Genomic DNA, 14,659 nt, shown 5'->3' on the forward strand with positions numbered 1-14,659 from the left:
CACCATAATTTCCAACAGCTCGGAGCTCCCGCATTTCATCGCATCCTTTTAGTCGAGCTCGCAAAAGCAAGCGCTTCGGATATTTGTCCAATAGGCTAAAAGATTTAAGTTCGTATCTTTTGCCTATTGGCTCAAATCTCTCGCTCTTACCGCTTTTGCTCACATCCTTTTAGTCGAGTTCTGAAAAACAGCCCCATCAGTATTTTCTGCAAATGAGTCAGTAGTCTGCGAATACTTTCCATTTTCAGACAAATCCTTTGGGGCTAACCGTTTTTCATCTCATCCATGACTATATATACTATTTTTTATCCCAAACTGGTACACTTGAGCCATTAGATTCTTCATCAATAATCTTAGCAACTTCTTCAGTTTGGAAGTATTTTACAATGGTTTGATAGGTTTCATTATCGACTTCATCTTTGCGAGCGGCAATAACATTGTAATAAGGCTTAGAAGAGTCAGCAATTGGTTCCAAGAAAATCGCATCTTTAGTAGGAACCAAACCAGCATCAGCTGCCATGTCATTGTTAATTAGCGAAATATCCACATCATCTAAGACACGGGCCGTTTGGTTAGAAGCCATAATTTTAAACTGAAGGTTTTTAGGGTTAGAGGTAATATCTGTATGAGATGGCAAGTTCCCCTTACTTGGATCTAACTTAATCAACCCTGCTGTTTGCAAGAGCAATAAGGCCCGACTTTCATTAGATACATCATCAGGCAAGGCCACCGTTGCTCCATCTGCCAAATCTTTGACATCATCAATTTTATTTGAAAAAATCCCCATTGGATTAAGGGTGGTATAGGCAATTGTAGTATTAGAATAGCCACCCTCTTCATTCATTTGATCCATATAAATTTCTGTTAAGGCAGAATGTAAGTCAATAGAGCCATCTTCCAAGGCTACAATAGGTTGGCGATACTCAGTAAATTTCAACAATTCTAAATCAATATTTTCTTTTTCCTTGAGTTGGTCACGCACATATTCCCATTGCTTATTTTTCTCGCCTACTACACCCAATTTCACATGGACCGTGTCGTCTTGCTTGCCACAAGCTACTAATAACAAAGTCGCTAGGACTGTCATCACTGTTAACCAAATTTTTTTCATTTTTCTGCTCCAATCTTTGCTTTATTTTGTTGATAATCTGCTTTTATTTTTGCTAATAAGTCACTATCTTCATATAAATCTAAGGCGGTTCGGGCTAAAAGTTCGGCCGCCAGAGGGATAGAGTCCAGACCCTTTTGACTGCAAGCTGCGGCTCTAAACTCTGGTGAATGGCCGGCCATATCTTGGTCAGAAATAGAAATATTCGGTTGAATAGTTGGGATAACCTGGCTAACATTCCCTACATCAGAAGACCCTAGACTCTTAGGTTGATCTAAATCAATATCCTTGTCAGGAATCCCAAGTGCCTTAACATGGTCAAAGAAGAGGTCGTCAAAACTTGGCGTAAGAATCATATTGTCAACAGCATTTTGAAAGAGTTCGAAACGATAATCTGTTCCTGTTGCCAGAGCTGCTGCCTTAACAATATTTTCCACACGTTCCTTAGCTGCGTTCAAGGTTGGCCGTGTTTTAGCTCGTAAATAGAACCGTCCCCTAGCATAATCAGGGATGACATTAGCTGCCTGACCACCATCTAAAATCACCCCATGGATGCTCACATCTTTCGGTAAATGAATACGGATGTTGTCAATTCCCACAAAGGTTTGAATTAATGGGGTTAGGGCAGAAATTCCTTGTTCAGGGGCTGCCGCTGCGTGCGATGTTTTGCCGAAGAATTCAATATCAACAGGATCATTGGCCAGTAACGTGGTTGACCGTTGATATTTAACGCCAGGGTGGGCTGATAAGGCAACATCTACATCAGAAAAGAAACCTTCGCGAACAAAGCTTCCCTTAGCAGACCCATTTTCGCCTCCCTCTTCACCGGGAGTCCCATAAACACGAATTTCACCACCCAACTCATCAATCACCGATTTAAGGGCAGTCGCCGCTAGGAGCGAGTAATTGCCATAGAGATTATGACCGCACGCATGGCCAGCATCAGCTAAAGCATCATACTCAGCTAGAAAGGCCACTGTAGGTCCTGGTTGATTGGTTTTGTAAGTAGCAGTAAATCCAGTAGGGTGACCGGCTACATCACGAACAATTTCAAAACCATCTGCCTCCAACTGCTTAGTTAATACTTCTTGGGCATAATATTCGTGGTTAGAAGTTTCTGGGTGTTGATGAATATCAACAGCCAATTTTTTAAACTCTTCTTGGTGAGCCTGAATATAGTCATGAATGGTTTTTTGTCTATTTGTCTTACTCATGTAATCCCCTTCATTCTATTGGTGCATCTTTTGCAGTTTCTCTTAACTATTTACGCCCAAACAGTTCCCAAGCCGGGAGGTCTGCGCCGTTAGATTCTTCCTTAATCACTTGGGCTGTTTCATCTGTTTGGAAGGCATCCACTACCTTGTTATAGGTCTCATTGTCTTCGTCTTCCTTACGGGCAGCAATGATATTAGCATAAGGCTTAGCATTTTCGTCCACCGGTTCAAAGAAGATAGGGTCTTCAGAAGGATTGAGGCCAGCATCCACAGCCACACCAGAATTGATAATAGACGCAGTAACATCATTCAAAGCCCGAGCCGTTTGAGAAGCGTCTAGTTCCTTGATTTCAATATCAACATTATATTTAGTGATATCAGAAACTGTTGGGGTAATTCCCTTATCAGGATCCACTTCAATCAAACCTGCTGCTTGCAAGACCAATAAGGCCCGACCACCGTTAGTTACATCATTAGGGATAGCAATAGTATCTCCATCTTTAATCTCTTCGGGGGAATCTACCTGGTTAGAATACAGTCCTAAGGGAACAATGACCGTGTTACCGATTGAAACTAAGTCAGTCCCGGCTTCTTTATTATAATTTTCTAAGAAAACTTGGTGTTGGAAGGCATTTAGATCAATCTCACCTTCTGCCAGAGCAGAGTTGGGTTGGGAGTAATCGGTGAATTTTACAAATTCAAGGTCAATATTTTCATCGGCTAACACTTCTTGAGCATGGTCCCAGTTTGATGTGTCATCTCCAACGACACCTAATTTAACGGTAGTCGATTCTTGTCCACATGCAGCTAATAATAATGAGGCACCTAATGCTAAAATTCCTTTTGTCCATTTATTCATATTCTTTTCCTCCTTTAAGACAGCAAATTATTATGGCATAAAAAAAGTCCCTTTACTGTATATACAGTAAAAGGACGACTTATCGTGGTACCACCTTAGTTTAGGAGAATCGCTTCTCCCCTCAATCCGACACAGACCAGCTGTTATCAGTGTCTATAGTAACGGTGGGACACACCGGAATCACCTAAATATCAGCAATTCTTCCTCGAAGCTCATTTTCAATCAAAGTCCACTTAACTTCTTTCACCCAACGAAGTCTCTCTAAAAAGTTGCTTTGATTTACTCTACTTGTCAACAGATCGTATTATGCAATAACTGATTTGCTTGTTGAAATAATAATAGCGACAATTTCCCTAAGAGTCAATATTCAGACAGATAGCATTTTAATGACACCTTTGATCGCTAAATCCGAACACCCCGCCTTTAATAGGAGAATACGAGACTAGAACAATCATTCGAGTTTTGATCCAAAGATTCAATCCTAGTGCTTTTCATCTCATCCTCACAGTCGGGCTCTGAGAAGCAGGACTAACATGCGTTTTCCAAAAATCTTTGATCGCTCGGCGCTATTTTTAGTCTTTTGGTCCAAGGTTTCAGTCCTTGCGCTGTTCATCACACCCTATCTAGTCGAGCTCGCAATTATAGGGTCGGCGTCCATTTCTGAATGAGCCATCAAAACGGCAGCCTCCATTTTGGGTTTCCTTCCGATATAGTCCGTCCCTTATCGCGATTGACTCACATTCTTCCATTTGAAACCGTTATCGAAATAATCTATACTAATTAAAAACACCTAGGAGATGATGATATGACTTCATACCAAAGCATTGTTGACCAACTTGAAACTTTAGCCATCCCCTACGAGATTGTCAACCATCCCCCTGCTCTAACCACTGAAGAAGCCGATGCCTTTATAGAAGGCAAGGAAGGTGTCCGAACCAAAAGTTTATTCTTAACTACTAAAAAGAAAAACGCCTATTATCTGGTAATTATGGATGACAGCAAACGTTTAGACATGGATAAGTTTCGTGATCTGGCACAAACACCGCGCTTACGTCTCGGTCCACCCGAATTAATCCAAGAAAAATTAGGCTCTCAACCGGGAGTCGTCTGCCCCTTTGACTTAATCAATAACACGGACCAAGATGTCCAACTTTACTTTGACCGTGCGATTCTGGCTGAACCTATCCAAACTTTTCATCCTGGCGAAAATACCAAAACTATTTTTCTATCAACAGACGATTTATTGAAATTTCTTGACGCCATTAACTATCCTTATCAAATTATTGACCTATAGTTTTTACTTTTTTGCAATCTGAAATCATATCAGTTTATTTTTTGCCAAGTTCTTGTTATGCTATGTTTACCAAATACGAAAGGGGAATTTTACTATTATGGGATTAGATGACTTAAAGAACAAAGGAAAAGACTTTGTAAATGAAAATAAGGACGAAGCTATCGACAAAGGTAAAAAACACCTAGACGAAAACAAAGATGACTACACTGAAAAAGGCAAAGAATTTGCTAAAGATAAATTTGGTAAAAACTAATTAAAATCATACAATAAGTAATGGTGTTGGTGAGTATAGTGCTCACTAACACCATTTTCATTTAAAAACTCGTAGAATTTAACACGGCTTGTAAATTAAAGATGGTTTTTATGTGGAGATGTATACCTTTAACTTAAAGTTATAACAAAATTTAACAATAAAAAACAGAGCCTGAACATGGCTCTGTTTTTCTCTGATATTTATTTACGAGATCTTAGTGCACATTAGAAAAGTAGGTATCAACAGCATCAGCAGTCCCTTGCACTAATTTAGCTTGGTAAGCACTTGATTTTAGAAGACGCAATTCACTTGGATTATCTCCAAAGCCATATTCCACTAAAACAGCTGGAATATCAGTTTCTCGTAATACTGAGAAAGTATTTGTCTTCACACCACGGTTAATCGCTCCGGTTTGCCCTATTAAGTTGCCTTGAATTTGTTGGGCAAGGTAAGCGGAATTAATTAGACGTTGCCCATCATTATGGTAAGCACCATTAATCGCTGGATAAACACCATTGTAATATTCATAGTAGAAGGTTTCAATACCTGTTGCTGTTCCACGGTTGGCTGCTCCCATTGAATTATGGTGAAGAGAGATAAAGATATCCGCGTTTGAAACGTTGGCTTGGCGACTACGATTTAATAGCGACACATCAGTTGCGTCGGGACGAGCAGAAATCACCGTGTAACCCCGACTTTGTAACTCTTGAGTTAACTGTTGAGCCAATTGACGGTTCAATGTGCCTTCGTTAACACCAGCATATTGAGCACCAGACCCATCGCCATGACCTGGATCTAACATAACCACTTGCTTACCATCACGCGATTGGGTATTATTCATTGGTTTGGCAGTAGCATTAGGGATTTGTAAGGTTTGGCCTTCAGCTAGCCAGTTACCAGATAAGCCATTAGCTTGACGGATAGAAGCTGCTGAAACACCGAACTTATTAGCAACTGAGTTAACAGTATCCCCGCGACCCGCACCGTAAAGAACACTTGTCACCATTGTGCCTACTTCAGCCTTAGGAATAGTTAATACTTGGTTAGTGTAGAGTACATTAGAGTCTAGACCACTAGCTTGGCGAATACCTTCAACAGTAACACCATATTTTTGCGCAATTGACCATAATGATTCGCCATGAACAACAACATGTTGGTTGTCGGCAACTTTTTGAGTTCCACGACGCACAATTTTGTCGATTGTTTCTTTGGTCACACGTTCGTCAACTTTTTTACGGCTGACTTCTTTACCATCACGATAAGTGATTTCATAGCTTATTTCTTTTTCACCATTTTGACCTTCTTGAATGATTTTTTCAGTGCCGTCCTTGAATTGCTCGTCGTCTTGGTAACGAGTTTGGAAAGGAATCGTTACCTTTTCAGTAACAATCTGAGTTTTTTCCTCAACGGAACGTGTGCCACGATGGATAATCTTATCTTGAGCAGGAGTCACTGACACTTCACGTTCTTGACGACTAACTTCTTGACCATCTACTAAGTCGATAGTAACTTCTATCACACGCTCACCTGCTTGAACCACTTTTTCTTGGCCTTCTTCTAATTGGTCGTCTTGAACATATTTAGTTTGTGGGTGGAGCACTTCTACTCGGCGACTTGTTTGACTAGTAACTTGACCGGATTGGTCTACATCTTGGTCAGTTTCTTCTTTAATATCTTCTTCTATTTCGACTGCTTCTTCATTTCCAAGGCTTGGCTCTTCAACAGGTGCTTGATTACCGGTTTCTTCTAAAGGTTCTTCAATTTTTTCTTCAGACGGAGCGGTCGCTTCTTCAGAAAGCTCTTCTGCTACTTCTTCATTAACCACATTAGGGTCTTCAGCAGGGGTTTGATCACCGGTTTCTTCTAAAGATTCTTCAACAGTTGCTTCAGATTGGCCAGCTTCTTCTTCAATACCCTCTGCTGTTTCGACTGTTTCTTCACTTTCAGCGTTTGGCTCTTCAACAGTTGTTTGATTATTGTTCTCTTGTGAAGACTCTTTACTATTTGCTTCAGTTTCACTAGCATTTTCAGGTGCGTCTACACTGTCTTGGCCTGCTTGTGAAGTTTCTTCGTTTATTGCTTGGTCGTTTTGGTCACTATCTATTTCTGCTTTTGTAACTTCTGAACCAGCTTCTTCAACAACTTCACTAGTAGAATCATCCTGGTCTATAGTTTCTTGTTGATCAGGCATTTCCTCAACAATCGTTTCATCGGACTCTACTTGTTCTTGGTTATCGTCTTGAGCGTCGGCTTGTTCAGCATTCTTGCCAGGAAGAGCTGGATCAATAGTAGCGGGATCATCATAAATAACCCCATTTAATTCGTCTTCACCTGGCTCGGTTGTTTCATTATCAGCAACTTTGGCTTCTGGGCTTACGTCTTCATTTGTGGCTTCTGTTACTGTTTCATTTTCAGGAACTAGAACGGTGATTTGCACCTCTTCAGCAGCTGCTTCACTCGCTTGATTTTCTTCTACAGCTTCGTCAGCTTGAGTGTCTTCAGTGTCAGCTTCTGTTTGGTCTTTTGATTCAAGTTGACTTGCTTGTTCGCTAACACTTGTCTGTTCGTCTTCAGAACGTGACACAGATGTTTGAGCTACTTCTTGTTTTTCTTGTTCTTGGCCGTGGTTTACTGAATTGGCTGACCTAGGCCCGAGAACACCTGTCAACAAATCACCTGTTAAAATCAAATGAATATTGCCTAATTGGTTGGCTTCAGCAAGGTCATCAACACTTTGTCCTGTTGCTGCGGCAATCACTGATAAAGTGTCACCCCATTGCACCACGTAGGCATCTAAGCCTGCTTCTTTTTGGCGAGCAATTTCAGCACGTACTTCTTCTTCAGTATTCTTAGACCAAGTGGCTTCAATATTGGCTACTGCTTCTTGGCTAGCACTTAAGATTGCTCTGTCTTCTTCCAGAGTAGCTTTATCAGCAAATGATGAAGCGTTCAATGAACGGAATGTGTTGGTGGCCACTGTATTGAAATCAGCTAAAACTGTTTCATTATTTAATCCCCAATTCCCCAAGGCAAGTCCAGTTGTTAATAATAATGAGCACACAATCCATTTCCCCTTAGATTTGCGCATAATGCGGCGGTCTTTCTCTTCCCTAAATTGATTAAACTTCATTTAAAATACCCTCACTTTTCTTAATAAAACCTTTCATATTCGCACTCATTATAGCAAAGGCCATCGAAAAAGAGATATTACCGAATATTACGATTTTATTACACCAATAGATACAATCGTTGAAAAGTATATTTATGTTTATTGCAAAAACTAGTTATTCCTATTACCACCATCATAAAAAGAAGGCTAGGACAGAAATCCCAGCCTCTCTATAATATATGAACATTAATTTCCTAAAACTCTCTGATGGTCGTTTGCCATCTTTCACGTTTTAGTCCAAGGCTTCTGTTCTTAACGACTTTTGTCGCACCCTGTTTAATCGAGTTCTGAAAAACAGCCCCATCAGTATTGTGTATTGTCTGCAAATGAGTCAGTATTCTGCGAATACTTCCCATTTTCAGACAAATCCTTTGGGGCTAATCGTTTTTCATCTCATCCTCACAGTCGAACTCGCATTGAGAAATAACGTTTTAATTATAATCCAGCAATCGCTTGATCTAAGTGGTGAAGAGCTTTTTTAGGACCTAAAACTTCAATAGTCAAGCCAATTGAAGGACCGTGTTGTTCGCCAGAAGTTGCCACTCGAATAGGCATATAAAGGTTTTTCCCTTTGATCCCTGTTTCTTTTTGGACAGCTTTAATGGCTGCCATAATCTCACTTTCAGTGAATTGTTCTTCAGAAACCGCTGCTAATTTTTCGCGGAAGCTAGTTAAGACAGTTGCGACGTCATCGCCTTGGAGGATTTCCTTGGCTTCAGGAGCAATTTCCAATTCTTCTTGGAAGAACATTTCTGATAATGGCACAATTTGCGCAGCATAAGACATTTCATCTTGGTAGAGCGAGACTAGTTTTTCTGTCCAGGCTTTTTCTTCAGCATCAGCATTCTCACTCACGCGATTAGCTCGTTGTAAATGGTCAATAGCTAATTTTGCCACACGTTCAGAATCAGCAGACTTCATGTAGCGGTTATTGATCCATTCTAGCTTCTTATTATCAAAGGCTGCTGGCGATTTAGAGAGACGGTCTGTAACAAAGATTTCAATCAATTCTTCTTGACTAAAGATTTCTTCTTCTCCCTTAGGCGACCAACCAAGCAAAGCAATGAAATTAAACATTGCTTCAGGAAGATAACCTAAATCACGATATTGCTCAATAAATTGTAAGATACTTTCATCACGTTTAGAGAGTTTCTTCCCAGTTTCAGCATTGGTAATCAAAGTCATATGACCAAAAACAGGTGCCTCCCAACCTAATGCTTCATAAACCATCATTTGTTTTGGTGTATTAGCAATATGGTCGTCACCCCGTAAAACATGGGTAATTTCCATAAGATGGTCATCAACAACAACTGCAAAGTTATAAGTTGGCTGCCCGTCTTGTTTTAAGATAACAAAGTCACCAGAAATATCTTTGGATTCAAATTTGATATCCCCTTTAACCATGTCTTCGAAACGGTAAACACCATCTTCTGGTACGCGGAAACGAACAGATTGTGGACGCCCTTCAGCCCGAGCTGCTTCTCGTTCTTCCTCGCTGGCATCACGCCATTTACCAACATAACGTGGGGCTTCACCACGGTCGATTTGGGCTTGGTGCTCCGCTTCAATCTCTTCTGATGTGTCATAAGCATAGTACGCTTTACCTTCTGCAATTAATTGTTCAATATATTTAAGGTAAATTTCATTACGTTCAGATTGACGGTAAGGACCAAAGTCGCCACCCTTGTCTGGACCTTCATCCCAATCCATACCTAACCAAGTTAAGTTATCTAATTGGCTACGTTCTCCGTCTTCTAGGTTACGTTTGGTATCAGTGTCTTCGATTCGAATAATGAAATCGCCATTGTTATGACGAGCAAATAAGTAGTTAAATAAGGCTGTACGCGCATTCCCAATGTGCAAATGTCCTGTTGGGCTTGGTGCATACCGTACTCTTACTTTGTCAGCCATTGCAGCATTCCTCCTCAAATTTTTTGAAACTTCTTTATTATTGTATCACTTCTCTTAGCAAGGGCAAAATCTTGGTCTTACTGCTTTTCATCGCACCCTTCTCATCTAAACAATCTTGGCAAAGATCATTTTTCCAGCATTGGTTTGGATGGATGAGGTGATTTCAACTTCTAAGTTTTCATCCATATGGTGCTTACCGTCTTCAACAACGACCATGGTGCCGTCATCGAGATAGGCTACCCCTTGTTGGCGTTCGGTGCCAACTTTGATAATACGAACAGTCATACGCTCACCAGGAATCACAACCATCTTCAAAGCATTTGCTAATTCATTTAAATTAAGTACCTTAATTTGGTGGAGCTGGCTCACCTTATTAAGATTGTAGTCATTAGTCACCACTACCCCATTGACCTGGCGCGCCAAAAGTAAGAGCTTCAAGTCCACATCTTCTTCTTGGTCGAAATCACTATCAGTAAATTCTACTGGTAAATGGTTTTCCGTTTGCAGTTTATTTAACACGTCTAAACCACGCCGACCTCGCACGCGTTTAACACTATCAGCAGAATCAGCAATGTATTGTAATTCTTTAAGCACAAAATTGGGCACCAAAATAATCCCTTCAACAAAGCCAGCCCGAATAACATCTAGAATTCGACCGTCGATAATGACACTAGTATCCAAAATTTTGTAGACCTGAAAAACAGCATCTGGATTCGTTGAAGTCGACGTGTTGACTAGCGCTAACTCATTATTACTTGATGCCTGGTCTGGGTTAATTTCTTGACCGTTTTCTTTGATCTCATCATTTTCCTCATTAGCTACCAAACGTGGCAAACGGGTAAAGAAGGCTTGAATCTCTTCACTACGGCTACTTCCAATATAATAACCAATAAATCCTAGGACCACTGTTAGGACAAAGGGTAAAACATTCGAGATAAAGGGAACATTAAAACCAATAATTGGTATATTGGCTAACCAGGCTAAAATCAACCCTAAAATAAGCCCTAAAATTGAAGTCAATAATTTCCCTAAAGAGAGTTGTTTAATCTGGTCAACTAAGTTAGAAAATAAGCCTTGCATCCACCCTTTGAGCAATTCAAATAAAATATAGAAAATAAGTGCACCTAAAATAAGATTGACAATAGCATTATTAATCAGTCCTTGGTCTTGACCAAGAAATCGCCAGAAGATTGGCAAAAGATAGTATCCCATACTAGCACCGACTAACATAAATAAAAGCCGAAAAAGGCGTGTTTCATTTTTTCTTGACATTATGTCACCTCCTTAAAAAATCAGTCTTTGTTTATCTAGGAAATACTGTATTTAAGACTTCGCGTAGGGTGGTTACTCCCACGACTTGGATTCCATCCGGTTTTTCTAGTCCCTGACTAGATCCCTTAGGTACAAAGATACGTTTAAAACCAAGTTTATAGGCTTCATTAACTCGTTCTTGTAAACGTGTCACCCGGCGAATTTCACCTGTTAAACCAATTTCACCGGCAAAACAATCAGTGGCTTGGGTTTCCTTTTCCCAATAGGATGAAGCAATAGCTACTGCAATCGCTAAATCCACAGCCGGTTCATCCAAACGGACACCACCTGTCGACTTGAGATAGGCATCTTGGTTTTGTAACATTAAACCCGCACGTTTCTCTAGCACTGCCATAATCAAAGTCACCCGTGAGTAGTCTAGACCCGAAGCGGTTCGACGAGCGTTCCCAAAGGCAGTTGGTGCTAGTAAGGCTTGCACTTCTGTGAGAATGGGTCGCGTCCCTTCCATAGAAGCAACTACAGCTGAGCCGTTTGCACCAGCTAAACGTTCCTCTAGGAAAAGTTGACTTGGATTGGCCACTTCCTTAAGTCCATCAGTCTGCATATCGAAAACGCCCATTTCATTAGTAGAACCAAAGCGATTTTTGACGGCTCGTAAAATCCGATAGGAATCATGTTTTTCCCCTTCAAAGTATAAAACCGTATCCACCATATGTTCCAACATCCGTGGTCCAGCAATATTCCCATCTTTTGTGACATGGCCCACAATAAAGGTAGCAATACCGTTTTGTTTAGCTAAAGCCATCAACTCAGCAGTTGTTTCCCTTACTTGACTCACCGAGCCAGCAATGCCATTGCTTTCCTCATGAGTCATCGTTTGAATAGAATCAACCACCAAGAATTGAGGTTTGATCTCTGCAATCGCTGACCTAATCTCAGCCATATCTGTTTCTGCATAAACATAAAAATCCGGATCCTTAAATCCTAAACGATCAGCCCGCATCTTTATTTGTTGCATACTTTCTTCTCCAGAAACATAGAGCACAGTGCCTTGATTTTGACTCAAAGCCATGGAAACTTGGAGCAAAAGAGTGGATTTCCCAATACCAGGGTCGCCCCCAAGTAAAACCAAGGACCCTGCCACAACACCGCCGCCGAGAACACGGTTAAATTCCTGCCAAGGCGTTTTTACTCGGCTTTCAGCTTCTGCAGTCACACTCTTAATCCGTTGAGGTTTATGACTCTTATAACCTTTATGGATGGGCTCTTGGTCTTCGGGATGGACAATAGCCTTCCCGCCAATCCGTTCTTCCTCCATTTGATTCCAGGCCCCACAGTTAGGACAGCGTCCCAACCAACGCGGAGAATCATAGCCACAAGCCTGGCAAATATAATGAATACTTGTCTTCTTTGCCATTACTTTCCTTCTTTCTTAGTTTTGTCCTGAACTGCCAAAACCGCCTTGGCGTTTAACACCATTATCAATGTCCTGGTCCGTCTTTTGATAAGATAAGAATATCCCTTGAGCGATACGGTCGCCCTTTTTGATATGGACATCTTCAAGGCCAAAATTTAACAGTTGGACATAAATATGGCCTTCATTATCGTTATTACCATAATAATCACTATCAATAATCCCTACGCCATTGGGTAAGATTAGTGATCGTTTCAAGGGGTTAGAAGACCGGCAAGTCAGTTGTAGGTACTCATCTTGGGGCATATAAGCCTTAATACCAGTTGCTACTAAGACCGGTTTAATGGCTGGCGCTTTTTCTAAGGCCGTCTGCCAATCTTTATTAGATTTCCCTGCTTCACTCATTAATAAGGTTGCCATAACCCCTCTTTGCCAAATGGAAGGTATGGTAACATCTTCAGCAGCAGCAATATCATAGCCTGCTGAGCCAGATGTTTGACGCATTGGCAGGTTAAGCCCTTGGTCTGCATAAGTCGATACAAATTCAAATCCACGTTGTGCCATTATATCCTCCTCTAATCTTTTTTAGGTAACCAGACAGAAAGTCCGGTATGAGAACAAGTAAATATACCATAACCCTGGTCATCAATCTGTACAGGTGCTTGGTTAGATAAGCAGTCCACCCAATATTCTCCTGCATGACTAGGGCCCACCGACATACGCTTTTCTTGGGCGCCAGCATTAGAAACTAGGAGAGCTAAGCCTCCCGGATGGTCAATATCACCTTGCCGGGTCAAACCTATACAATGAGGCGCATCAAAATACTGAATTTCCTCCCCATAAGCATGGTGACGACGTAAGGACAGAAGTTTGTCTAAAATTTTTGCCATCCCTTGATAGTCTTCCCCTGCTGCAATACCATAGTAATCCCCATAAAAGAGGCAAGGTAAGCCTTGGGCCTGCAATAAAATTAATGCATAAGCTTGGGCTTTAAAAGATTCTCCTACCCAAGATTCCAGGGCTTGGCCAGGTTGAGAGTCATGGTTGTCAACAAAAGTCACTGCCGCATCGGGATGAGTAACTACAAGACTGCCGGAAAATAGCTCACGTAAATCGTAGTCTGCTCCTTGAACAGCTGCCTGGTGAAAATTAAAATGTAGGACAACATCGAAGAGTTGTAACTGCTGGTCAGTCTGTTCTAAATAATGCAATAAGGCAGGCGTATCATTTTCCCAGTACTCACCCACTACATAGAACTCTGGATAGTCTTGGTAAATTTCCTTTAATAAACGGTAGATAAAACGGCTATCCACATGTTTGATAGCATCCAAGCGACAGCCTTGTATCCCTGTTTCTTGAATCATCCATTTGGCCCAAGCAATCACTTCATCAGCCACTCGGTCATTGGAATAATCAACATCCGCAAACATCAGATAATCATAATTGCCATTTTCTGGGGCTACATAATCGCCATGAGCCCAGCCTTTTTTAAATCCTTTAATCATGAAAATACCTGTTTCATCACGGGCCTGGTCATAGTCAACTCCTGAGAAACAGGTCCAATCCCATTTAAAATCAGAATATTTAGTGCCTCGGCCGGGAAAGGTAAACTTGGTCCACCCTTCAAGCTGACGAGGTGCACCTAACTTATGTTGCCGATCAAATGGATCTACCGGATAAGCAGGGAAAGTTTCAGTTTGGTCGGCTCCTGCCCGATGGTTAAGTACCCAATCAGCTAGCGGTTTGATGCCAGCTGCTTTTAAGTGTTTAATTGCTGTTTGATAATCAACTTTACTGCCGTATTTAGTAGGGATGCCTCCTTTTTGTGGAAACTCGCCTAAGTCATACGGATCGTAAATTCCATAGCCAACATCTTGACTAGCAACTGCCTTACTAGCAGGTGGTAGCCATAAATGACTGATTCCCATGGCTTTTAAATGGTCAACATCCTGACTCAAGCGTTGCCAATGGTCATGCTGACTTGGCATTTCCCATTCGAAATATTGCATCATCGTTGGATTAGGCATAATTCCTCCCCTTCCAGAAAAGTCGTCTCCTTATTATACTAGAAATACGCAGGCTTATCATTGCTAATCCCTAAAAGATTTCAAAAAAATTCCCTGATTTTCATTGTTAATCTGCTTTAAAAGCTTACTAATCTCTTG

11 protein-coding genes and 1 other annotated feature are annotated in these 14,659 nt (G+C 41.1%); of the genes, 2 read left to right on the forward strand and 9 right to left on the reverse strand.

Features of this window, described 5'->3' with window-relative positions; translation table 11 throughout:
- Positions 1-298: 298 nt before the first annotated feature.
- From OW157_RS06725 to OW157_RS06735, 3 genes are read right to left on the reverse strand one after another with little or no spacing between them, the layout of a single operon-like run.
- Positions 299-1,111 carry a MetQ/NlpA family ABC transporter substrate-binding protein gene (locus OW157_RS06725; protein WP_417882752.1) on the reverse strand — a complete coding sequence of 271 codons (813 nt, stop codon included), beginning with the start codon at positions 1,109-1,111 and terminating at the stop codon, positions 299-301.
- Complete coding sequence (locus OW157_RS06730; RefSeq protein WP_268752577.1) at positions 1,108-2,322, reverse strand: M20 family metallopeptidase; 1,215 nt, start codon at positions 2,320-2,322, stop codon at positions 1,108-1,110. Before OW157_RS06730 ends, OW157_RS06725 begins: the two co-directional genes overlap by 4 nt.
- Positions 2,323-2,368: 46 nt before the next feature.
- Positions 2,369-3,181 carry a MetQ/NlpA family ABC transporter substrate-binding protein gene (locus OW157_RS06735; protein ID WP_268752578.1) on the reverse strand — a complete coding sequence of 271 codons (813 nt, stop codon included), beginning with the start codon at positions 3,179-3,181 and terminating at the stop codon, positions 2,369-2,371.
- A gap of 67 nt (positions 3,182-3,248) precedes the next feature.
- Positions 3,249-3,485: a binding site (T-box leader), on the reverse strand.
- 501 nt (positions 3,486-3,986) lie between these two features.
- On the opposite strand from OW157_RS06735, the gene OW157_RS06740 reads away from it, so the two are divergent.
- Both OW157_RS06740 and OW157_RS06745 read left to right on the forward strand, forming a co-directional pair.
- On the forward strand, positions 3,987-4,475 hold the full coding sequence (locus OW157_RS06740; protein ID WP_268752579.1) for a prolyl-tRNA synthetase associated domain-containing protein: 489 nt from the start codon (positions 3,987-3,989) through the stop codon (positions 4,473-4,475).
- 97 nt (positions 4,476-4,572) lie between these two features.
- Entirely contained in the window at positions 4,573-4,728 is a 156-nt protein-coding gene (locus OW157_RS06745; protein WP_268752580.1) for a hypothetical protein, read from the forward strand.
- 214 nt (positions 4,729-4,942) lie between these two features.
- On the opposite strand, the gene OW157_RS06750 is transcribed toward OW157_RS06745, so the two are convergent.
- From OW157_RS06750 to OW157_RS06775, 6 genes are all read right to left on the reverse strand, one after another.
- The gene (locus OW157_RS06750; RefSeq protein WP_268752581.1) at positions 4,943-7,858 is read right to left on the reverse strand and encodes an N-acetylmuramoyl-L-alanine amidase; all 2,916 of its coding nucleotides are present in this window, start codon (positions 7,856-7,858) and stop codon (positions 4,943-4,945) included.
- Between the two features lie 474 nt (positions 7,859-8,332).
- Positions 8,333-9,808 carry a glutamate--tRNA ligase gene (gene gltX, locus OW157_RS06755; RefSeq protein WP_268752582.1) on the reverse strand — a complete coding sequence of 492 codons (1,476 nt, stop codon included), beginning with the start codon at positions 9,806-9,808 and terminating at the stop codon, positions 8,333-8,335.
- Positions 9,809-9,913: 105 nt separating this feature from the next.
- On the reverse strand, positions 9,914-11,080 hold the full coding sequence (locus OW157_RS06760; RefSeq protein WP_268752787.1) for a PIN/TRAM domain-containing protein: 1,167 nt from the start codon (positions 11,078-11,080) through the stop codon (positions 9,914-9,916).
- 31 nt (positions 11,081-11,111) lie between these two features.
- The gene (radA, locus tag OW157_RS06765; RefSeq protein WP_268752584.1) at positions 11,112-12,497 is read right to left on the reverse strand and encodes a DNA repair protein RadA; all 1,386 of its coding nucleotides are present in this window, start codon (positions 12,495-12,497) and stop codon (positions 11,112-11,114) included.
- Positions 12,498-12,512: 15 nt separating this feature from the next.
- The gene (locus tag OW157_RS06770) at positions 12,513-13,058 is read right to left on the reverse strand and encodes a dCTP deaminase/dUTPase family protein (protein ID WP_268752585.1); all 546 of its coding nucleotides are present in this window, start codon (positions 13,056-13,058) and stop codon (positions 12,513-12,515) included.
- Positions 13,059-13,069: 11 nt separating this feature from the next.
- Positions 13,070-14,521, reverse strand: coding sequence for an alpha-amylase (locus OW157_RS06775; protein WP_268752586.1), 1,452 nt, complete (start codon positions 14,519-14,521; stop codon positions 13,070-13,072).
- Positions 14,522-14,659: the final 138 nt, after the last annotated feature.

The organism is Aerococcus kribbianus, from assembly GCF_026805545.1.
GTDB classification, from domain to species: Bacteria; Bacillota; Bacilli; order Lactobacillales; family Aerococcaceae; genus Aerococcus; species Aerococcus kribbianus.

Coding starts and splice junctions, on each gene's coding strand:
- OW157_RS06725 (WP_417882752.1), bottom strand. CDS start 1,111: ATGAAAAAAATTTGGTTAACAGTGATGACAGTCCTAGCGACTTTGTTA.
- OW157_RS06730 (WP_268752577.1), bottom strand. CDS start 2,322: ATGAGTAAGACAAATAGACAAAAAACCATTCATGACTATATTCAGGCT.
- OW157_RS06735 (WP_268752578.1), bottom strand. CDS start 3,181: ATGAATAAATGGACAAAAGGAATTTTAGCATTAGGTGCCTCATTATTA.
- OW157_RS06740 (WP_268752579.1), top strand. CDS start 3,987: ATGACTTCATACCAAAGCATTGTTGACCAACTTGAAACTTTAGCCATC.
- OW157_RS06745 (WP_268752580.1), top strand. CDS start 4,573: ATGGGATTAGATGACTTAAAGAACAAAGGAAAAGACTTTGTAAATGAA.
- OW157_RS06750 (WP_268752581.1), bottom strand. CDS start 7,858: ATGAAGTTTAATCAATTTAGGGAAGAGAAAGACCGCCGCATTATGCGC.
- gltX (WP_268752582.1), bottom strand. CDS start 9,808: ATGGCTGACAAAGTAAGAGTACGGTATGCACCAAGCCCAACAGGACAT.
- OW157_RS06760 (WP_268752787.1), bottom strand. CDS start 11,080: ATGTCAAGAAAAAATGAAACACGCCTTTTTCGGCTTTTATTTATGTTA.
- radA (WP_268752584.1), bottom strand. CDS start 12,497: ATGGCAAAGAAGACAAGTATTCATTATATTTGCCAGGCTTGTGGCTAT.
- OW157_RS06770 (WP_268752585.1), bottom strand. CDS start 13,058: ATGGCACAACGTGGATTTGAATTTGTATCGACTTATGCAGACCAAGGG.
- OW157_RS06775 (WP_268752586.1), bottom strand. CDS start 14,521: ATGCCTAATCCAACGATGATGCAATATTTCGAATGGGAAATGCCAAGT.